At 68.3% G+C, this 19,948-nt stretch carries 12 protein-coding genes and 1 tRNA gene; 5 read left to right on the top strand and 8 right to left on the bottom strand.

Annotation, left to right across the window (positions count from 1 at the left end; translation table 11 throughout):
• Positions 1–194 precede the first annotated feature (194 nt).
• Entirely contained in the window at positions 195–2,765 is a 2,571-nt protein-coding gene (locus tag ACS5Q7_RS20775; RefSeq protein ID WP_478341167.1) for a PAS domain S-box protein, read from the bottom strand.
• 692 nt (positions 2,766–3,457) lie between these two features.
• Between ACS5Q7_RS20775 and ACS5Q7_RS20780 the strand changes: the two genes are divergently transcribed.
• Both ACS5Q7_RS20780 and glxR read left to right on the top strand, forming a co-directional pair.
• Positions 3,458–4,228, top strand: coding sequence for an HpcH/HpaI aldolase family protein (locus ACS5Q7_RS20780; RefSeq protein WP_478341168.1), 771 nt, complete (start codon positions 3,458–3,460; stop codon positions 4,226–4,228).
• Between the two features lie 27 nt (positions 4,229–4,255).
• Positions 4,256–5,155, top strand: coding sequence for a 2-hydroxy-3-oxopropionate reductase (glxR, locus tag ACS5Q7_RS20785; RefSeq protein WP_478341169.1), 900 nt, complete (start codon positions 4,256–4,258; stop codon positions 5,153–5,155).
• A 14-nt stretch (positions 5,156–5,169) separates the two neighbouring features.
• Here glxR and ACS5Q7_RS20790 read toward each other — a convergent pair whose 3' ends face one another.
• From ACS5Q7_RS20790 to ACS5Q7_RS20815, 6 genes are all read right to left on the bottom strand, one after another.
• Entirely contained in the window at positions 5,170–6,264 is a 1,095-nt protein-coding gene (locus tag ACS5Q7_RS20790) for an ABC transporter ATP-binding protein (RefSeq protein WP_478341170.1), read from the bottom strand.
• 1 nt (position 6,265) lies between these two features.
• Positions 6,266–7,987: an ABC transporter permease gene (locus ACS5Q7_RS20795; protein WP_478341171.1), complete on the bottom strand. Its 1,722-nt coding sequence runs from the start codon at positions 7,985–7,987 to the stop codon at positions 6,266–6,268.
• Positions 7,988–7,997: 10 nt separating this feature from the next.
• Positions 7,998–9,089 carry an ABC transporter substrate-binding protein gene (locus tag ACS5Q7_RS20800; RefSeq protein ID WP_478341172.1) on the bottom strand — a complete coding sequence of 364 codons (1,092 nt, stop codon included), beginning with the start codon at positions 9,087–9,089 and terminating at the stop codon, positions 7,998–8,000.
• Between the two features lie 106 nt (positions 9,090–9,195).
• Entirely contained in the window at positions 9,196–10,173 is a 978-nt protein-coding gene (locus tag ACS5Q7_RS20805; RefSeq protein ID WP_478341173.1) for a 2-hydroxyacid dehydrogenase, read from the bottom strand.
• Between the two features lie 427 nt (positions 10,174–10,600).
• Positions 10,601–11,368, bottom strand: coding sequence for a YfdX family protein (locus tag ACS5Q7_RS20810; protein WP_478341174.1), 768 nt, complete (start codon positions 11,366–11,368; stop codon positions 10,601–10,603).
• A gap of 1,372 nt (positions 11,369–12,740) precedes the next feature.
• A tRNA-Ser gene (locus ACS5Q7_RS20815) sits at positions 12,741–12,830 on the bottom strand.
• A 229-nt stretch (positions 12,831–13,059) separates the two neighbouring features.
• Between ACS5Q7_RS20815 and ACS5Q7_RS20820 the strand changes: the two genes are divergently transcribed.
• The 3 genes from ACS5Q7_RS20820 to ACS5Q7_RS20830 all read left to right on the top strand — a co-directional run bounded on the left by ACS5Q7_RS20820 (position 13,060) and on the right by ACS5Q7_RS20830 (position 18,392).
• Positions 13,060–15,207: a xanthine dehydrogenase family protein molybdopterin-binding subunit gene (locus ACS5Q7_RS20820; RefSeq protein ID WP_478341175.1), complete on the top strand. Its 2,148-nt coding sequence runs from the start codon at positions 13,060–13,062 to the stop codon at positions 15,205–15,207.
• A gap of 270 nt (positions 15,208–15,477) precedes the next feature.
• The gene (gene mdoH / locus ACS5Q7_RS20825; RefSeq protein ID WP_478341176.1) at positions 15,478–17,361 is read left to right on the top strand and encodes a glucans biosynthesis glucosyltransferase MdoH; all 1,884 of its coding nucleotides are present in this window, start codon (positions 15,478–15,480) and stop codon (positions 17,359–17,361) included.
• A gap of 362 nt (positions 17,362–17,723) precedes the next feature.
• A complete protein-coding gene (locus ACS5Q7_RS20830) occupies positions 17,724–18,392 on the top strand; it encodes a L,D-transpeptidase (RefSeq protein ID WP_478341177.1) in 669 nt (222 codons plus the stop codon).
• Positions 18,393–18,652: 260 nt separating this feature from the next.
• Here the strand turns inward: ACS5Q7_RS20830 and deoA are convergent, their stop codons facing one another.
• A complete protein-coding gene (deoA, locus tag ACS5Q7_RS20835; RefSeq protein ID WP_478341178.1) occupies positions 18,653–19,948 on the bottom strand; it encodes a thymidine phosphorylase in 1,296 nt (431 codons plus the stop codon).

Consider the following 19,948-nt stretch of genomic DNA (forward strand, 5'->3'; position numbering starts at 1 on the left):
TCGTCCGACCGGATGGACAGGTAGCAAAGGCCTCCCGTGTTTCGGCTTGCAACTTTATGTCCGACTCAATCTTGGTCCAAAGCCAACCGGTCAGGTCGCGGCGCTGCCCGTATCTCGGCCGCGCACGTGTAGCGGTCGCAAATTGGCGCCCCCCACGCGAAGGTATGTTTCCCGCTAGGGCGCTGGACTTTGAGTTAGTTGCCCTCGTGATTGTTGGGGCGTACGCCCGCTGCGGTCGCGATGAGAACGGCCTCGGGCAGGGTGTGAACGCCGAGCGTTTCCATGACCCGGGCACGATGGATCTCCACGGTGCGCGGGCTCAGGCCCAGCGTCCGGGCGATGGTCTTGTTGGTTCCGCCAGCGAGCAAACCCTCCAGCACCTCGCGCTCGCGCGCGGACAGTGTTGCGATCCGGCTCCGGGCCTCGTCGTCCCCGCGTGCCCGATCGGCCTCGGTATGGATCTCGGCAAGCGCCGATCTGACCGCGAACAGCAAGGTCTCGGGCAAACACGGGGCTTCGAGGTAATCGACTGCCCCCGCCTTCATGACGCGGACCCCGAAGCCGACATCGCCCCCGCTCGCGCCGACCGCCACGACGGGCAGATGCGCGCGGGCCGCTTTCAAATCGCTTAGGACAGCAAGGCCGCTGGCATCACCCACGCTGACGACGACGCAGCCCGGTATCAACGAACCCGCCATCTTGAAGAAGGCCTGACCGCTGCCGAATGCTTGCACCGCGTACCCGGCGGTCTGAAGTGTGCCGACGAGATCACGCCGGGCGTCATCCCCGGCCGCGACGACGTAGGCGCGCAGGCCCTTGTCGACCGTGACGTCCTGCGCGATCCCACCCGCCGACCGGATCCGTCCGTCACGGCCGGGGATCGGAAAGAAGGTGTCGCGGATACGGCGGACGGCGTGGTCCGAGGCGCGCTGGATGCGGTACTCGAGCACGAGCGTCTCGCCGTTGCCGACGCGCTCGACCGCCTGCGCGGCGGCGGCGCGGTCCTCGGGGTGAACGCTGACGAGCCAAGCTGCAATATCCGGCATGTCTTCAGGAGCCATACCCCAGACTTGCGTAAAAGCCGGGCTGAGGTAATCGAGCGCACCACTCTCCAAATCGGCGAGCCAGAGCACGTTCGCTGAATGCTCAGCGAAGCGCCGGAAGCGCTCCTCGCTTTCGCGCAGGGCCGCCTCGGCCTGATGGTGTTCGGTGACGTCGAGGGTGATCGCAAGGCCGCCAACGATGGCACCCGACCCATCGCGAAGGGCGCTGACGACGTTGCGCACCCACACTGTCCTGTCATTCGGACGCAGGTAGCGCTTCTCGATTGTGAAAGCTTCGCCTTCTGCCATCGCGCCCTGGTAGAGGGGTGCGTTGAACGTCCAATCCTCCGGGCGTGTCAGCTCTTCCACGGTGCGGCCGAGCAGATCATCCCGTGGGCGCCCCAGGATCTCGCAGTAGCGTTCATTGACGAAGCTCATCCGGTGGCTGGCATCGACGATGACGATGCCAGCCTCGGCTTGCTCGGCCACGGCCCGGAATCGCTCCTCGCTCTCGCGCAACGCCGCTTCCGCACGCTTTCGGCCGGTGACGTCGCTAAAGACAATCGCGACGCGGCGCCACTCCGGTTGTCCGATGCGGAAGGCATTGGCTTCGAACCAGCGGCCACCGAGCGCCATGCCTTGCGCCTCGAAGCGGTGCGGCTTGCCTGACAGCGCCACCTGGCCATACCGATCGAACCAAAACTGCTCATGGTCGGGCGCGATCTCGCGCATCAGTCGGCCCTTGGCTTCGTGTATGCCGGTATGGCGTTCGAAGGCGGGATTGACGTCGAGGAAACGATAATCGACTGCGGTATCGCCATCGAAGATCACCTCGATGATGCAGAAGCCCTCGCCGATCTGCTCGAAGAGCGAGCGGTAGCGCTCCTCGCTTTCACGCAATGCCTCCTCAGCTTGCTTGTGGGCATCGATGTCGATGTTCATCCCGACCCACTTCTCGATGCCTCCCTCGGCAGAGAGCACAGGGGCGGCGCGGACGTTGGTCCAGCGCCAGCCGGCATTGGGGGTACGAAGGCGGAACTCTGCGTTGACGAGCCCGCGAGCGGCGACTGCGTCTTGCCATTGCTGCTTGGCATAGGCGCAGTCATCGGGATGAATCGCGTTCAGCCAACCGTAGCCGAGCCACTCCTCCAGGGTCTGGCCGGTATAAGCACGCCAGCTCGGACTGTCGGCGGCCACAACGCCGGCGGAGTCGGTCTCCCACACCGCCTGCGCCCAGCTCTCGATCAGGAGGCGATGGCGTGTCTCGCTGGTGCGAAGGTCGCGCTCCGCCAGATGCTGAACGGTCGTCTCCTTGAACGTCCAGAGGACCCCGGCGATGCCGCCGGCGTCGTCGTGGACCGGAGCGTATTCCACATCGAACCAAGCCTCTGCGAAGCTGCCATTCCGAAGTACAGGGTATCGTTGGCCAGTCAGCCGAGCCGACGACCCAGCCATGCCTGCCGCCAATTCTTTGGCGAAGACATCCCGTGAGCGAGCAAAAATTTCGCAGGCCGGCCGACCCAAAGAGAGTTGGCCCTGCTCGCGAAGCAGTTCTGCAAAACTATCATTGTAGAGGTGGATCGCCTCCACTCCCCAAACAAGGCTCATTATGCTGGGCGAACGGAGCATTAGGTCGACGATGGTCTTCAGGCTCTGCGACCAGCCGGCGATCGGCCCAAGCGGCGTCGTCGCCCACGCGAAACGGCGAATGCGCCGGGCCATCTCGCTGTCGGCACTGGGCCATGAGTCGTTAGAGTAGACCATAGAAATATCAGGCAACCAGAATTCTCTGTGGTCAACTGATCCAGATTACCCTTTTATCGCGGCCGCCTCCACCTGGGCCTCATCATGTACTACCCCGTCCCGCTCTTGGTCGGGGATCGGATACGTGAACGCGTTATTCTGCGTGCCGGCACGGATGGTCATGTCCGTCCGGTTTCGGACACATCGTTAGTTCACTTCGAAATCTGAGTTGGGTTGGAAGCAGGTCGTCCGCTTTTCCGAGCGGCCTTCTCCGAAGTGGTCATTCCGCTATCGGCCAAATGCGGTCCCGTTAGCGGGGGCTCTAAATGACTGCGTCGGGTGGTTTCCTGTCCTTCTGCTTTCGGGTGCAAAGATCAAAAAAACGGATGTCCGGGGTCCGGCAGAAGCCGTCCGAGCGCAGACCAGCTGCTTCGAAGAGAGTAACTGCCATATTGAACAGGGCTCTACGGCTGCGGCGCGACTCTGTGAACCTCGCGTCGCTACGCGAAGTTCGCACGGATTGATGCACGTTTCACATCAATCAATCCAATTTTGGCGTTTGACCGAATACATCTCTCCATTCACGCTCGTCCAAGCAATGGCCGCATCGGGGGAGCCCCTGAAAGAATGGCCAGGCGCAGAATGCGCGACATCGTGGAGAGAAACAGACGATGATCAAGTGGAGGAACACGCTCAAGGAAGCTCTGCAGGGCGGCGAGCAGCAGATCGGTCTCTGGTGCAGCTTAGCCAACACCATTTCCACTGAGGTGGTCGCGGGGGCGGGCTTCGATTGGCTGCTTCTCGACATGGAGCATTCACCGAACGATCTGCGGGATGTCTACAGCCAGCTTCAGGTCATGACCGGCGAGGGCACCCAGCCCATGGTGCGAGTGCCGAGCGCCGACCCGATCGTCATCAAGCGGATCCTCGACGCGGGCGCCCAGTCGCTCATGATCCCGAACATCGACGATGCCGAGCAGGCCCGCATCGCCGTGGCGGCCACCCGCTACGCACCGCGCGGCGTGCGCGGTTTCTCTCAATCGCCCCGGGCCGCCCGGTTCGGGCGTATCCCGGATTACCACGCGACGTGCGAGGCCGAACTCCTCGTGGCCGTTCAGGTCGAGTCGCGCCACGCGCTCGACAATCTCGAGCAGATCGCAGCGGTGGACGGCGTCGACTGCGTCTTCATCGGGCCCGGCGACCTCTCGATGAGCCTCGGCTATCTCGGCCAGCAGAATCACCCCGAGATCGTCCGCATCATCGAAGAGACGATCCAGCGCATCGTGCGCACGGGCAAGATCGCCGGCATCCTGACCGCCAACGAGGATCTGGCCCGGCGTTACATCGCGGCGGGCACGCGCCTCACGGCGATCGGCTCGGATGCAGGTCTCCTGGCCCGTGCCTCGGAGGCCCTGGCGGCCCGGTTCAAGGATAAAGCCTGACCCGTCGCAACGAAGAGGACGACGCGCATGAAGATCGGATTCATCGGGCTCGGCATCATGGGCCGCCCCATGGCGGCGAACCTGATGAGGGCTGGCCACGACCTCTTCCTGAAATCGGGATCGAGGCCGGTGGCGGAGGATCTGGTCTCGGCCGGCGGCCGCGTCTGCGAGAGCGCCCGCGCCGTGGCCGAGCAGGCCGACGTGATCATCACGATGGTGCCGGACACGCCGCAGGTCGAGGCGGTGCTGTTCGGTCCCGCCGGTGTCGCGGAGGGCCTGAGCCCCGGCAAGCTGGTGATCGACATGAGTTCGATCTCGCCGATCGCCACCAAGGACTTCGCCCGCCGCATCAACGAACGCGGCTGCGACTACCTCGATGCGCCGGTCTCTGGCGGCGAGGTCGGGGCGAGGGCCGCCTCGCTCACCATCATGGTCGGCGGGCCCGAGGCTGCCTTCGCGCGGGCGATGCCGCTGTTCGAGGCGATGGGCAAGACCATCACCCTCGTCGGCGGGAACGGCGACGGCCAGACCACCAAGGTGGCCAACCAGATCATCGTCGCACTGAACATCGAGGCCGTGGCCGAGGCGCTGGTCTTCGCCGCGAAGGCCGGAGCCGACCCGGCCCGCGTGCGCCAGGCCCTCATGGGTGGGTTCGCCGCGTCTCGCGTCCTCGAGGTGCACGGCGAACGCATGGTCAAGGGCACCTTCGACCCGGGCTTCCGGATCGAACTGCACCAGAAGGACCTGAACCTCGCGCTCCAGGGCGCCCGGACGCTCGGCGTGCCGCTGCCCAACACGGCGACCGCGCAGGAACTCTTCAACACCTGCGCGGCGCAGGGCGGCCAGGGGTGGGACCATTCCGCGATGGTCCGGGCCCTGGAGCTCATGGCGAACCGCACCCTGGCCGGCCCGCCCGAGGTCGCCTGACCCCGCCGGGGAACTCAGTGTTCCAGCAGGATGCAATGGTCCGGGTCGGCCGACAGGGAGGCCGACTGACCCTCCGACCAGGGTTGCATGCCGGTCTGGCGGACGACCAATTCACGGCCGCCCCACTCCACATGAACCTGGGTGAGGTCGCCCAGGAAGATGGCCCGCTTCACGGTCACCGGCCACACGTTCGTGTCATGCGCCGGCGCCTGCGGCGTCAGCTTGAGATGGACCGTCCGGACGGAGAAGCTCGGCCGGTCGCCGACGGCGCGGCCGTGGGCCGAGCCGTGGATGAGGTGGCCGCCCGGGGTCTCCAGGGCGATCGCGTCGCCCCGGGTCAGGTCTGGCCTGATCCGGCCCTGGATGAGGTTGGCCGAACCGACGAAGTCGGCGACGAACTCGGTGCGCGGATAATTGTAGATCTCGGAGGGCGGGCCGCTCTGCTCGATCTGCCCGGCGCGCATCACGACGATCTTGTCGGACATCGCAAGCGCCTCCTCCAGGTCGTGCGTGACGTAGAGCGAGGTGACACCGAGCCGGTGCTGGAGCTCGCGCAGCTCGATGCGCATGTCGCCCCGCAACTTCGCGTCGAGGTTCGACAGCGGCTCGTCGAACAGCAGGACCGAGGGCGAGAAGGCGCAGGCCCGCGCCAGCGCCACCCGCTGCTGCTGCCCGCCCGAAAGCTGCGAGGCGTGGCGGTCGGCGTACGGCCCCATCTGGACGAGGTCGAGGGCGGCGCCTACCCGCTCGCGGATCTCGGCCGCCCCCTTCTTGCGCACCCGCAGGCCGTACGCGACGTTCTCGAAGACCGTCATGTGCGGCCAGATCGCGTAGGATTGGAACACCATCGACAGCCCCCGCGCCTCGGCGGGAACGTCGATGCCGCGCGCCCCGTCGTAGACGGTGCGGCCGCCGATGCGGATCGCGCCCGCGCTCGGCTTCTCCAGCCCCGCGACCGCGCGCAGCGTCGTCGTCTTGCCGCAGCCCGAGGGCCCGAGCAGCGTGAGCTGCTGGCCTGCGGCGACCGTGAAGCTGACCGGACCGACCGCAGCCACCGCGCCGTAGCGGATGACAAGGTCCTCGACCTCGATGTGCTGTCCCGGGTTCATGCTAGGCTCCGATCCGTCCATAGCGGCGGGTGATGGCGAGGAAGACGAGCATCGCGACCCCGACGAAGGCCGTCTGGATCAGCGCCATCGCCGCGGTGAGTTCACTCGATGAGGAGAAGAACGCCTCCACGATGGCGGGGGTCAGCACCTTCGAATCGGGCCCCATCAGCAGGATCGAGGCGCCGAGCTCCCGCACGCTCGCCACGAAGATGAGCAGCCAGGCGGCGAACAGGCCGGGCTTCAGGAGCGGCATGGTGATGGTGCGCAGCCGCTGGCCCCAGCTCGCACCGCACACCTCGCCACATTCCTCCAGGCTCTTGTCGAGCTGGACCAGCACGCCGCTGATCGCACGCACGCCGAGCGGCAGGAACACGGTGAGATAGGCGATCAGCAGGATCCAGATCGTGCCGTAGACCGGTATCGGGAAGACCAGCCACGCCCACATCATGCCGAAGGCGAAGACCAGCCGCGGCACCGCCTGCGGGAACATGACGATGTATTCGAGCATGCCCCGCCCCGCGAGGCGGGAGCGCTGGATCAGCCATGCGAGCAGCCCTGTCACGACGACACCGATCGTTGCGGTCAGCACGCCGAGGAACAGGCTGTTCCAGATCGCCTGCCGCACGGCGTTGAGCGAGAGCGCGGTGCGGTAATGCTCCAGGGTGAAGTTGTCGGCCGAGGGCAGCGCCACCGCGAGCCGCTGGACCGAGGCGTAGCCCAGCGTCGCGATCGGCAGGACGACCGAGAGGACGACATAGGCGATGCACAGCGCGAACAGCGCCCAGCGCAGGCCCCCGACATCCATCGGGCGCGGCCGGAAGGCCTTGCCGGTCACGGTCACGTAGCTGCGGCCGCGGGTGATGCGCCGGTAGGCGTAGAGCATCGCGAACATCACGACGAACAGCGACACGCCCATGGCGGCGGCGAGCGGCAGCTTCGGGGGGTACTGGGAGACGAGCTGATAGATCGCCGTGGTGATCACGTAGAAGCGGTTCGGCGTCCCGAGCACCAGCGCGGCCGCGAACGACCCGAGCATCTCGGCGAAGACGAAGAGCGCGGCCCCGAGCACGCCGGGGGCGACGAGCGGCAGGGTCACCTTCAGCATGGTGCGCAGCCGGCTCCCGCCGAGGATCTGGCTCGCCTCCTCTAGCGACGGATCCATCGACTTCATCACGGCGCTGATCATCACGAAGGCGACGGAGCCCTCGAACAGCGCCATCACCCAGGCAATCCCGACGGGCCCCGTGATGTCGACGATCGCCCCGGCGCCGCCCAGCGCACGCCAGATCTGGTTGATGAAGCCGCTCTCGGGCGCGCCGAGGAAGTTCCAGGCCAGCGCGCCGAGCAGCGGCGTGACGTAATAGGGCACCGCCATCAGCTGCTCCAGCGTGCCGCGGAAGGGCACGTTGGTGCGCGTCAGGATCCAGGCGAAGAGGAAGCCGAACACCATCGCCATCGCCGTCGCGGCGAAGGCGACGACGAGGGTGTTGAGCATCACCTCCCAGTAGTTCGGGAGCAACGCGTAATTGTCGAGGCCGTAGGCGGTCGGCGGCCGCACGTTCGGGTCGCCGACGTCCAGGGAGGCCTGGATCAGGTAGTAGATCGGGTAGAGCACACACAGCGCGGCGGTGATCGCCACGGCATAGCCGACGACCTTCTGCGTCGGGAAATGCCGGCGGTGCGCGACCATCGGCAGGGGCGGGGCGTCCGTAAGCGCGGTCATGGCCGGCGGCTCACAGGCCCATCATCCCGTTCCATTCCTTGACGAAGGCGGAATGGGACTGGGCAAGCTTCTCGATGTCGGGAAACAGGAGCTTGTACTCGCGCAGGTTGACCCCGCCGGGCATCGGCGGCGCGTCCCTGCGCAGGGAGGGATAATAGTAGAACGGGTTGTTCTGGTAGACGGCCTGCCCGCGCGGCGACATGAGCCAGTCCAGGAACAGGCGGGCGGCCTGCGGGTGCGGCGCCTTGGTGGCGAGGCCGGTGGCGAGCGTCGCGGTCGGCGCCCCATCCTCCGGCACCACAAACCGCACCGGAGCGCCCTTGTCCTTGGCGAGTTGGTAGCCGGCCCATTCGGCCATGCCGCAAATCTTGTCGTCGCCCTTCGCGAGTCGGTCGAAGATCTGGGCGCGGGAATCGAAGCCGCGCGGGCGCTGCTTGGCGAAGTCCTTCCAGAAGCCGTCGCCGTAGAGCCGCCGCAGCTCGTACCATTGCACGAACTGCGATCCGCTCGTCACCTGCTTGGTGCTGATCGTGCCGCGCCACTTCGGGTCGAGCAGATCCTTCCAGCTCTTGGGCGCCTCGGCCTCGGGCACGCGGTCGGTGTTGTAGGCGATGCCGATGGGCAGCACGCCGGAATGGAAGAAGTAGCCGGGCGGGGTATCGAGCGCGGTCTCAGGATAGGCCTTCGCCTGCGGCGAGACGTAGAGTTCGAAACCGTCCCTCTTGCGGAAGTCCATGGCGGTCGGGACTTCGGAGAACTGGATGACGTCGGCGGCGAACCGGCCGGCCGAGCGTTCGGCCAGGAGCTTGCTGTAGAGCGCGCCGGTCTGGGCGCGCAGGTAGTTGCCCTTGATCTTCGGGAAATCGGTCGAGAAGGCCTTCATCAGCGCCGCCGCCGCAGGATCGCTGTCGTGCGTGTAGAAAAGGATCTCGCCCTCCTTCTCGGCGGCCGCGACGTCGGCGCCCGTCTCGAAGCCGTGGACCGTGGTGGTCGCTTGGCCCTGCGCCCAGGCCTGCCGCAGGAGCGCGGGCGCGAGCGGGAGGGCGAGGCCGCCGGCGAGCAGTCCGCGCCGGGACGGCCCGCCCTTCGTCAATTCCGTCATCATGTCCTCCCGTATTGTTGTGATTTGGACGCCGCCTCCGGTCTTCGCCGGGGTTCGGCCCTTCCGGGTCCGCGTGGGGCGCGGCCTCGCCGACGGCCGTCTGGCTCTATGCGGCCGTGCGCGGCCCGGAGGTTTCCGGCACCGGTGTCAGCGGTCCCTTCCCGGCGAACCACGCGACGAGGTTGTCGACGACGAGGCGGGCCATCGCGTCCCGGGTGTGATGCGAGGCGGACCCGATATGGGGGAGCAGCACCGCATTGGCGCAGGCGAGCAAGGCCTCGGGCACCTGCGGCTCGTGCGCGAACACGTCGAGCCCGGCGCCCGCGATGGTGCCGTCGGCGAGCGCCCCGGCCAGGGCCGCCTCGTCGATGATCGAGCCCCGGCCGACATTCACCACGATGCCGTTCGGACCCAGGGCTTCCAGCACCGCACGCCCGACCAGGCCGTCGGTCGCGGCCCCGCCCGGCGCCGCGATGACCAGCGTGTCGACGGCTCCGGCGAGGTCGAGCACGTCCGCGTAATAGGGGTAATCGACCTCGGGCTGGTTGCGGCGGCCGCAATAGCTGACAGGCAGGCCGAACGCCTCGACCCGGCGGGCGATCGCCTTGCCGATCCGGCCGAGCCCGAGGATGCCGACGGAACGCCCGCGCAGGCTCGCCGTGGGGGGGAAGGCGCCCGCGAGCCAGGCGCCGCTCCGCAGGAAGCGCTCGGCCTCGCCCGTCCGGCGCACGGTCGAGAGCAGGAGGGCGAGGGCGATGTCGGCGACGTCGTCGGTGAGGACATCGGGCGTGTGGGTGACGACGATGCCGCGCCGGGCCGCCTCGGCGGCGTCGATGTGGTCGTAGCCGACGCCGAAGCTCGCGACGATCTCGAGATGGGGCAGACGGTCGAAGAAGCGCGCGTCGATCGGGTCATGGCCGCCGCCGGCCGCGATGGCCCGGATCGACGCCGCCTCGCTTCCGGCCAGCCCGGAATAATCCGTGTCGTTCGGGATCCGGACGGGCGTGAAATGCTGGGAAATCCCCGCATCGATCAGTGGCTTGGAGATGCCGTAATGCAGCACATGAGGCGCCGGCGAATGCATCGCGATAAATCCCCTCCCGGCCTATCCACTTGACGTGAGTGGATATTTGCTTTGATGACCAAGCCAACATTGTTGCTCGATCATGTCCAGTTCAAATGTTGCATTGATTGTTGCGCTTCGAGCATCAATCGCCGATGACAGGACCTGGATTGCGACGCGGCACTGCCACCACCGTCTTCTCGCAGCGATCAGTGCAGGCTGCCGAACCTTGCCACGTCCCGCGTCCAGGCGAGCGCCTGTTCGCTGAGGCTGATGCCGAGACCGGGGCGGGTCGGCGCCAGCATCCGCCCATCCTGATGGCCGTCGGCCGGTCCCGTTGCTGGTTGGCGTCGACCATCAGCGGGAAGGCGGCTCGATCGCGGAGCGGCGTCGGGTGGTCTGCCGGCCACAGCATCATCCGCTGCGGCCGAACCGGAGTTCGAGGTCGCTACTTATTGGCCTTCCCGGCGGCGGTAGAGCCGGTCGTCTGCGAAGAGGTCGTGTTCGCGGCACCCGCCTTCTGCGGTACCGCGATGGCGTCGATCACGTCGAAGCGCACCGCGTCCTGGGCGGTCTTCAGGACGGCGTTGGCCTCATAATACTTGCCTTGATTGATCAGCGTCGCCACCTGTTCCACATCCGAGATTGTCTTGTTCAGCGGCAGGACGGCCATGGTGAAGTCGACATCGACGTGGGCGAGCTTAAGCTTCTCCAGGGCGCCCTTCTGGTCCCCGTGCGCAAGGTTCTTGTTCGCCTCGGTGACGGCGGAGGCCTTCTCCGGTGTGGCCACGAAGTCGTCCCCCAGCGTCAGTTGTGCGTCGACGGGTACCCAGGCGACCTGCTCCTTCGATCCCGGCTTGGCCTCGGGCGTCGCGGCCTGCATCGTCCCCTTGTGGCCGGCGAGATCGGCCGGCGTCTTCAGATCAGCCTCGGCCTTGGTGAACTGCGCATCGTCGGTCTTCGCCTTAGCGAAGGCAGCCTGCGCCTTGGCGATCATGTCTTTAGCCTGGGCGGGGTTCGCCTCGAAGATGGCTAGGCGCGTCAGCTGAAGATCCCTGTAGCCCTGCGCCCCATCCTTCGACAGCTTGCCGACATCCTTGTCGATCATGCTCGTCTGCGAAGTGCTCTGCTGTGCAGCTTGCTCGGCGGCGAAGGCGGTTCCACCGAGGATCGTCGTGAGCACGAGCGCTGCAGCCATGGATCTGCGATAAGCCATTGTCTGTCTCCATCAGAGCGCGAAACACGGGATGTCGATTGCTTCGATCCGCTTGTCCCGTGTTTCAACAATAGCCGCCGCGACTGTTAATGGCGTGTCCAATAAGTTAAATTTCGGCAATGTAGAATGGAAAGGCAGGACAAGTTCTGGGTATACGTGATGCCATCCAGCGTAGAGTTGAGAAGTGAGCGGGCTGTGAGCCACGTCGCTAAGCGACCCGACCGGAATGAACGATCGTGGGGGTTGGCGTCACCCATGGAGCATTCGGTGCAGCGTCCATCCTGACGCAACTCTTCGGCTCGGTAGGCCGCAGAGCCCGATCCGGCCGCCTATGTTATTACCTTTGGTGTGTCTCGGACATTCGGCCAAGGCAGCGGAGGCGGCACCTGGCATCCCGCCCCGGGGCTAAGCGATGATGAAAGCCATCCTTCTCGCCCATGCTCTATCGCTAGCGTAAAGCCTTTCGGGGCCAGAGTCGGGCGACTTGCCGATGTCTGCCGATTCTGACAGATCTCGGATATCCGGGCGCCAGTGAAACAGGCGATCCACGGAACCCAACGTCGGTGCCACTATAGTCCCGTGCAGCGACGAGAATACGCGTGGTTTCCTCTTCGGTGTAATCACGCTTTGTGGATCGTCGCTGCCCTTTCACGGCAGGCCGAGGCTGCTTCAGACCGGAGAACGGATTGATCGGGCATTTCCCGTTCGCCACGGCCCATCCGTAGATCGCTTTAACCGCGTGGAGATCATTGGAGACACTCTTCACAGAGCGTTCACCGCGAGAGGCAATCTTCCAATCCGATGCATCCGACAGGGTCGCCCGATGGAAGGCGACACCACGCTCCGCCAGGATGGCGGTCCACCGGCGGATCTTGCTGGAGACGGTGTAGAACGTTTTTTCAGTCGGCTTTTGGTCGTTTCTTCACCACCCAAGAATCTCCTCAGGAGTCGATGCATCTGCCTTCCCGGGGGGCGACCAAGAACTGCGCTCCGGGCTTCCAGAATCATCACTTGATCGAAGAGCTGGAGTCGGTCGAGTGAGCCCGCTTTGTCGATCTCGGATGATAGTCATCACCTCGATCTCGGCTTCGACGAATGCGATGGAGAGGCGTCGATCCGCGGGTGATCCAAATTCGATGTTCAATCCTGCGTCGCCGACAGTCCTCATCGCATCGATGTCGAAATGAGTGGCGCCACAATCGCCGCGCGCGTTCGCGTCGCGTAGTTCAGCCTCTCCCACCGCGATGGCCTGCCCGAGGGCGTCGAACGCTTCGCGAGACATCGCTTTGGTAGCACTCCTTCGTGGCAGAAGCGCACTCAGAAGCCCGCGAAATCCAAAAAATATCGTTATTTCAGTGGGTTAGGGGGTAACTGGCGGAGAGGGGGGGATTCGAACCCCCGATGGGCTTGCACCCATGCCGCATTTCGAGTGCGGTGCATTCAACCGCTCTGCCACCTCTCCAGCCCGGCTCAGGCAGGACACCAGGGTGTCTCAACCGAAACCGTGCGCCGCCGAAACGGGGCCGGCACGGGGCGCGACCGTCGAACTCTGCGGATAGGCGCTCATAATCGGCCGAGGCGCCGAGGGCAAGGGGTTGCTGCGCTTGCTTCGCGCCGAGCCCCAGCGCCGCAGGGGGGAGCCCCCGGCGGGGCTGGCCGGTTGGCCTTGGCGCGGACGGCGGGAGGCGGCGATGGAATCGGTGCTCGGCAGGAGCCACACTCGGGTCGAGGGGGCCACCAAGGTCACCGGCTCGGCCGTCTATGCCTCCGATACGCCCCGCAGCGAGGCCGGAGGCGAGGTCGCGCACGCGGCCCTCGTCACCAGCACCATCGCCCGGGGGCGGATCGTCGCGTTCGATCTCGCCGCCGCGCAGGCGGTGCCGGGCGTGCTCGCCGTGTTCACCCATCGCGAGTGCGCCGGCAGCGTCGCCCCCGTGCCGCATCTGATGGCCGGCGGCTACGTCAACTCCTCGCACCGGCCGCTCGAGTCCGATGCGGTCGCCTATGCCGGGCAGATCGTCGCCCTCGTGGTCGCCGAGACTTCCGAGGCCGCCGCAGCCGGGGCCGCCGCCGTGCGGGTCGCCTACGACGAGGCGCCGGCCGCCGCCGGGTTCGATGCGCCCGGCGCCGAGACCATCCGCCTCGCGGACCTGAAGGCCCATCACGAGGATGTCCGCGTCGGCGATGCAGCGGCGGCGCTGGCGGCTTCGGCTCATCGGATCGAGGCGCGCTACGCCACGCCGATCCAGCACCACAACCCCATCGAGTTGTTCACCACCCGCTGCGCCTGGGAAGGCGACCGACTCACCGTGCACGAGCCGACGCGCTTCGTCGGCGCCGTCCAGCATGGGCTCGCGGCGCAGCTCGGGCTCGATCCCGCCAAGGTGCGCGTGGTCTCGGGGCTCATCGGCGGGCATTTCGGCTCGAAATTCGCCCTGTCGCAGCACACGGCCCTCGTGGCGCTCGCCGCGCGGCGCCTCGGACGGCCGGTTTCCCTGGTGCCGACAAGGCGGCAATGCTTCACCATCGCCAATTACCGGCCCGAATCGCGCCACGACATCCGCCTCGCCGCCGATGCGGAGGGACGCCTCACGGCTTTGGTCCACGAGGCCGAGGTCGTGACCTCGCGCTTCGACCCCTTCGCCATGGAAGGCGCCGACGTCACCGCGAGCCTCTATGCCTGCCCGGCGATCCGCACGGAGGAGCGAGCGGTGCGGGTGGACCGCAACACGCCCGGGCCGATGCGGGCGCCGCCGGAGGTGCCGTATCTCTTCGCCCTCGAGAGCGCGATGGACGAGATGGCGTGGCAGCTCGGCCTCGATCCGATCGCGCTGCGCCGCCGCAACGACACGGCGCGCGATTCCGTCAGCGGCAAGCCCTTCACCTCGCGCCCGCTGATGGCCTGTTTCGAGGCCGGGGCGAAGGCCTTCGGCTGGGAGCGGCGCCTGCCGCGCCCCGGTGCCATGCAGGAGGGGCCGTGGCGGGTCGGCCTCGGCTGCGCCACCTCGGTGCGCCCGGTGAAGATCGCCGCCGCGACGATCCGGGTCCGGCGCAACGCCGACGGCACGGTCGAGGTCGCCACCGCCCATCACGAGATCGGCAACGGCATCACGACGCTGCTGGCCATGGGCGCCGCCGACTGGCTCGGCGTTCCCGTCGAACGGGTGAGCGTCCATCTCGGCGACACGGATCTGCCGCCGGCCGGCATCTCCGGCGGGTCGAGCACCACCACCAGCTTGATGAACGCCCTCTCCCTCGGCTGCGCGCAGTTGCGCGACAAGCTCGCCGGGGCGCCGGAGGGAGAGGCGGTGGAGGTCGTGGCCGCGTTCGTGCCGCGCGGCAGCAAGCCGGACGCGCTGAAGGCGTTGCGCGAGGGGCATATCGGCCTGACCCTGCCGGACGATGCCCTCTCCTGGGCCTTCGGCGCGCAATTCGCGGAGGTGCATGTCCATGCCGAGACCGGGGAGATCCGGGTGCCCCGGCTCACCGGCGCCTTCGCAGCGGGGCGGGTGCTGAACCCGCTCACCGCCCTCAGCCAATTGAAGGGCGGGATGATCTGGGGCCTCGGCTCGGCCCTGCTGGAGGAGACGGTGCTCGACGGGGCGGCCTATCGCAACCCGGACCTCGCCGAATACCTCGTGCCGACCAGCGCCGACGCGGAGACGGTGGAGGCCATCCTCGTGCCCGACGCGGACGAGCGGGTGAACCCGCTCGGCGTGAAGGGCCTCGGCGAGCTCGGTGTCATCGGGGTGAACGCGGCCATCGCCAACGCGGTGTACCACGCCACCGGGCACCGCCAGCGCAGCCTTCCGATCCGCATCGAGGACATGATCGCCTGAAAACGACCGCCCGCGTCGGAAAGTCCCGCCCGAACGGCAGCTTGCGCCGTCGTTCTGTCGATATTCAGGCCGATGCCACTACTCAAAGTTTGACCGGCCGCCCGGTGCGAGGCATCGCACGCACCGCGGCGGCGGCATGGGGGGATCGATCGGTCGGCCTCCGGCGATGCGCCGGGGGTGCGGGGTCTTCGCCCTGCGCCGATCGTTCCGTCCCACGGCGCCCGCCCGGTTGGTGCGCCGCATGCCCGCCTCGGTCGAGTGTCCGCGCCCATGTCCCACAGCGCCCTTCCTGACCGCGACCCGCACGCCGCCCCTGCTCTGCGCGAGGCGTGGCACGGGGCGCCGCGCGCGCTCACGAGGCGGCGCCTCGCGCTGGCCGTGCCGAGCCTCGCCACCGCCGCCGCCATCGCGTGGCTCGCCTCGCGCGCCTACCCGGCGGTGGATGCGCTCTCCACGGCGGTGCTCGTCACCTTCTCCCTGGTGCTGGGATGGCAGGCTTTCACCGCCTGGCAGTACCTCTACGGCTTCCTCGCCGGCCTGTTCGGTGATCGGACCATCTCCGCGCTGGAGCGCGCCGCCGAGGCGGCGGGCCCCCTGCCGCAGGGAGCGGGACGGACGGCGGCGATCGTCGCGATCCATGCGGAGGATGCGGTCGCCGTGTTCGCGCGGCTGCGGGTGATGGCCCGCTCCCTGGCGCGGGAGGGCACGGACGACATCGACATCTTCGTCCTCTCGGACACCCGCGACGGCGCCATCGCCGCCGTGGAGGAGCACGAATTCGCCCGCATCCAGGCCTGGGCGGCGGCGGACCCGGCCCTGCCGCGCATCCGCTACCGGCGGCGCCGGGAGAATGTCGGGCGCAAGGCCGGCAACGTCGCGGAGTTCTGCGCGAGCCACGGCCGGGACTACGCCTTCATGATCGTGCTGGACGCCGACAGCCTGATGACCGGCGCGGCGATGACCCGCCTCGTCCGGCTGATCCAGGCGAGCCCGAAGGTCGGGCTGATCCAGACCGTCTCCTACGCCGCCGGCCGCGACACGCTGTTCGCCCGCGTGCAGCAATTCGCGGTGCGGCTCTATGCGCCGCTGGCCCTGCGCTGCCTGGAGACGTGGCAGGGGCCGGAGGGCAGCTACTGGGGCCACAACGCGATCCTGCGGATCGAAGCCTTCGCGGCCCATGCCGGCCTGCCGGTGCTCCCCGGCCGGGCGCCGCTCGGCGGCGAGATCCTCTGCCACGACATCGTGGAGGGCGCGCTGATGGTCCGCGCCGGCTGGGAGGTGCGGCTCCTGCCGGAATTCGGCGGCACCTGGGAGGAGATGCCGACGAACCTCATCGACCTGCTCGGCCGCGAGCGGCGCTGGTGCCAGGGCAACCTGCAGCACCTGCGCGTGCTGCCCTGGAAGGGCCTGCGGGGGGCGAGCCGCTGGCACATCGTGGTCGGCATCCTCTCCTACGGCGTGCTGCCCCTGTGGATCGCCTTCCTCGGCCTCGGCGCGTGGCAGGCGTCCCGCAGCGGCGATCTCGGCCTGCTGGCCTACGGGCTCGGCGGCGCGGGCCCGGTTGCCCATGTGCTGGCGGCGCTCGCCGTCGGGGTGCTGGCGGCGCCGAAGGTCCTGAGCCTCGTCCATGTGCTGGCCTCCCGCGAGCGCCGCGCCGCCTTCGGCGGTACCGGGCGGCTGCTCGCCAGCGCAGCGCTGGAACAGGCCGCCTGGGTGTTCCTATGGCCGGTGATGACCCTGTTCACGGCGGGCGCCGTCTGCGCGACCTTCCTCGGCAAGGTGGTCCGCTGGGAAACGCAGGCGCGCGACGACCGGCAGGTCTCCTGGGCCGAGGCGTTCCGCCTCCAGGCCGACGCGGTGGTGGTGGGCGTGACGATGCTGCTCGGCCTCGTCTGGGCGGGCAACCTTTGGCTCGGCCTGTGGCTCGCCCCCGTCGCGCTGGCGCTCCTCACCAGCCCGGCCCAGAGCGTCTGGACCAGCCGCTCCGATCTCGGCCGCGCGGCGCGGGCGCGGGGCCTGTTCCTGACGGCGGACGACACCGCCCAGGCGCCGGAACTCGCGGAGCTCGCCCAGATCCGCGGCATCCCCGCCGGCCCGGCCCGCACCGCCCCGCGCGAGCCCACCGTGTGGATCCCCGCCGCCGACGAGGTGTGACACCCTCACCGTCATTGCGAGCGTCAGCGAAGCAAACCAGGGCAGCGGGACGTCTCAGGACGACGCGGATCCCTGGATTGCTTCGCTGCGCTCGCAATGACGGGCGTGGGTTTGCAGTCGACAGCACCGTCAATCCCGCACCGAACACAAGACAGTCAGCCCGACACCCACCCGCCGCTTTATGGTCAAGCTGCCACAGTGTTGCCATGACATCACGGCGGCGGCGGAATGGCCGGGGCCAAGGGTTTCAGGCTTGGCTTTGGGGCCGGAGCGTTTAGGCCTTGGTGAGGATCGGCACGGCATCGTGTCCGCCAGCGTCCCTGCGTTCTCCGCCATTTTGCGCCTGCCCTCGTGAGGCTTCGATGCGTCGTTTTCTTCCCGCCCTCGCCGGCCTCGCCGGCGCGGCCGTTCTCGCCGCGCCCGCCTTCGCCTACGAGATCGATCCGCTGACCCGCCAGCCCATCGACAACGTTCTGACGGTGCGCGTGCGGCCCCAGGCCGTCGAGCCTGCCGCCACCGTGCCGGTGGTCAACACCGCCCTCACCACCGCCGACCCGCTGCAACAGAGCGCGGCCGTGCCGCAGATGTCCGCGATCCCGCGCGAGACGGTGGCCTATAACGGCCCCTACGGCGCCGGGACCATCGTGGTCTCCACGGCCGAGCGGCGGCTCTATTACGTGCTCGGCGGCGGCCAGGCCCTGCGCTACGGCGTCGGCGTCGGCCGTCCGGGCTTCACCTGGGGCGGCGTCCAGACCATCACCATGAAGCGTGAGTGGCCGGATTGGCGCCCGCCGGCCGAGATGATCCGCCGCCGGCCCGACCTGCCGCGCTACATGAAGGGCGGGGTCGAGAACCCGCTCGGCGCCCGCGCCATGTACCTCGGCGGCACCATGTACCGCATCCACGGCTCGAACGAGCCGGAGACGATCGGCACCGCCGTCTCCTCGGGCTGCATCCGCATGACCAACGAGGACGTGATGGACCTCTACACCCACGCCAAGGTGGGCACGAAGGTCATCGTCCAGCGCTGATCCGCGGCAGGCGGAACGGGTTCGGGGGCCGGCGGAAACGCCGGCCCTTTTTCGTGGGCGAGGGGCCGATGCGGTCTCCGTCCGACGCTCCTACGGCGTCATTGCGAGGCGGAGCCGAAGCAATCCAGGGCGCGCCTTGTCCGGATAAGGCGGCGCCGGCTGGATTGCTTCGCTCCGCTCGCAATGACGGGTTTGGCATGAGGGGACGGACGGGACCGGCGTCTCGCGCGACGGTTCTCGCCCAGCAGCGGAAGGCAGGGTCAGCCGTCGACCCGCTCGATCACCGCCGGGCGGTGCTCCTGCGGCTCGCCCATCCGGTAGGCGGCGCGCAGGGCCGCCTCGGCCCGGTCGGCGCCCGCCTCGTCAGCCGCGTGGACGATCCCGAGCAGACCCCCGGCATCGCCCGGTCGGGCAAGGTCGGTGAGGCCGACCGCCGGATCGATGCCGTCCTGCGGCCGGGTGCGCCCGCCCCCGAGGGCGATCACCGCGAGCCCGATCTCCCGCGTCGCCACCGAGGCGACCGTGCCCGGCGCCTCCACCCGGCGGCGCACGGGCGCGGCGGGCAGATGGGCGTCCGGCCGGTCGAGGAGATCGGACGGGCCGCCCAACGCCGCGACCATCCAGGCGAAGCGCTCCGCCGCCCGGCCCGAGGCGAGGGCGTCCTCCAGCCGGGACGCTGCCTCCTCGCGGGTCGCGGCGAGGCCGCCCAGCACCAGCATCTCGGCCCCGAGCGCCAGGGTGACGGCGTGGAAGCGCGGCTCCCGCCGCCGTCCGGTGAGATAATCGACGGCGTAGGCCACCTCGAGCGCATTGCCGGCGGCCGAGGCGAGTGGGGCGTCCATGTCGGTGATGAGCGCCGTCGTCGGCAGGCCGGCGCCGACCGCCACGGACACGATGCTCTCGCCGAGGGCGCGGGCCTCCGGCAGCCCTTGCATGAAGGCGCCCGAGCCCTGCTTCACGTCCATCACGAGCCCGCCGAGCCCGGCCGCGAGCTTCTTCGACAGGATCGAGGCGGTGATCAGGTCGAGGGATTCGACCGTGCCGGTCACGTCTCGGATGGCGTAGAGCCGCTTGTCGGCCGGCGCCATCCGCGCGGTCTGGCCGATGATGGCGCAGCCCACCTCGGCCACGACCCGGCGGAACAGGTCGGGATCGGGGGCGACGTCGTAGCCGGGGATGCTCGCGAGCTTGTCGAGGGTGCCGCCGGTATGGCCGAGGCCCCGGCCGGAGATCATCGGCACGTAGCCGCCGCAGGCCGCCACCATCGGCGCCAGCGGCAGGCTCACCGTGTCGCCGACGCCCCCGGTCGAGTGCTTGTCGAGGACGGGCCCCGGCAGGTCCCAGGCGAGCACATCGCCGGAATGGGTCATGGCCCGCGTGAGGGCGACCCGCTCCGGCACCGACAGGCCCCGGAAGAACACCGCCATGGCGAAGGCCGCCGCCTGCCCCTCGGTGACGGCCCCGTCCGTGAGGCCCCGGATGAAGGCGGCGATCTCGTCGTCGGAGAGGGTGCCGCCGTCGCGCTTGGCGCGGATGGTCTCCTGCGGCAGGCGCAT

The sequence above is a fragment of the Methylobacterium sp. Gmos3 genome, from assembly GCF_056430985.1.

Coding starts and splice junctions, on each gene's coding strand:
- ACS5Q7_RS20775 (WP_478341167.1), bottom strand. CDS start 2,765: ATGGCCCGGCGCATTCGCCGTTTCGCGTGGGCGACGACGCCGCTTGGG.
- ACS5Q7_RS20780 (WP_478341168.1), top strand. CDS start 3,458: ATGATCAAGTGGAGGAACACGCTCAAGGAAGCTCTGCAGGGCGGCGAG.
- glxR (WP_478341169.1), top strand. CDS start 4,256: ATGAAGATCGGATTCATCGGGCTCGGCATCATGGGCCGCCCCATGGCG.
- ACS5Q7_RS20790 (WP_478341170.1), bottom strand. CDS start 6,264: ATGAACCCGGGACAGCACATCGAGGTCGAGGACCTTGTCATCCGCTAC.
- ACS5Q7_RS20795 (WP_478341171.1), bottom strand. CDS start 7,987: ATGACCGCGCTTACGGACGCCCCGCCCCTGCCGATGGTCGCGCACCGC.
- ACS5Q7_RS20800 (WP_478341172.1), bottom strand. CDS start 9,089: ATGACGGAATTGACGAAGGGCGGGCCGTCCCGGCGCGGACTGCTCGCC.
- ACS5Q7_RS20805 (WP_478341173.1), bottom strand. CDS start 10,173: ATGCATTCGCCGGCGCCTCATGTGCTGCATTACGGCATCTCCAAGCCA.
- ACS5Q7_RS20810 (WP_478341174.1), bottom strand. CDS start 11,368: ATGGCTTATCGCAGATCCATGGCTGCAGCGCTCGTGCTCACGACGATC.
- ACS5Q7_RS20820 (WP_478341175.1), top strand. CDS start 13,060: ATGGAATCGGTGCTCGGCAGGAGCCACACTCGGGTCGAGGGGGCCACC.
- mdoH (WP_478341176.1), top strand. CDS start 15,478: ATGTCCCACAGCGCCCTTCCTGACCGCGACCCGCACGCCGCCCCTGCT.
- ACS5Q7_RS20830 (WP_478341177.1), top strand. CDS start 17,724: ATGCGTCGTTTTCTTCCCGCCCTCGCCGGCCTCGCCGGCGCGGCCGTT.
- deoA (WP_478341178.1), bottom strand. CDS start 19,948: ATGCGCCTGCCGCAGGAGACCATCCGCGCCAAGCGCGACGGCGGCACC.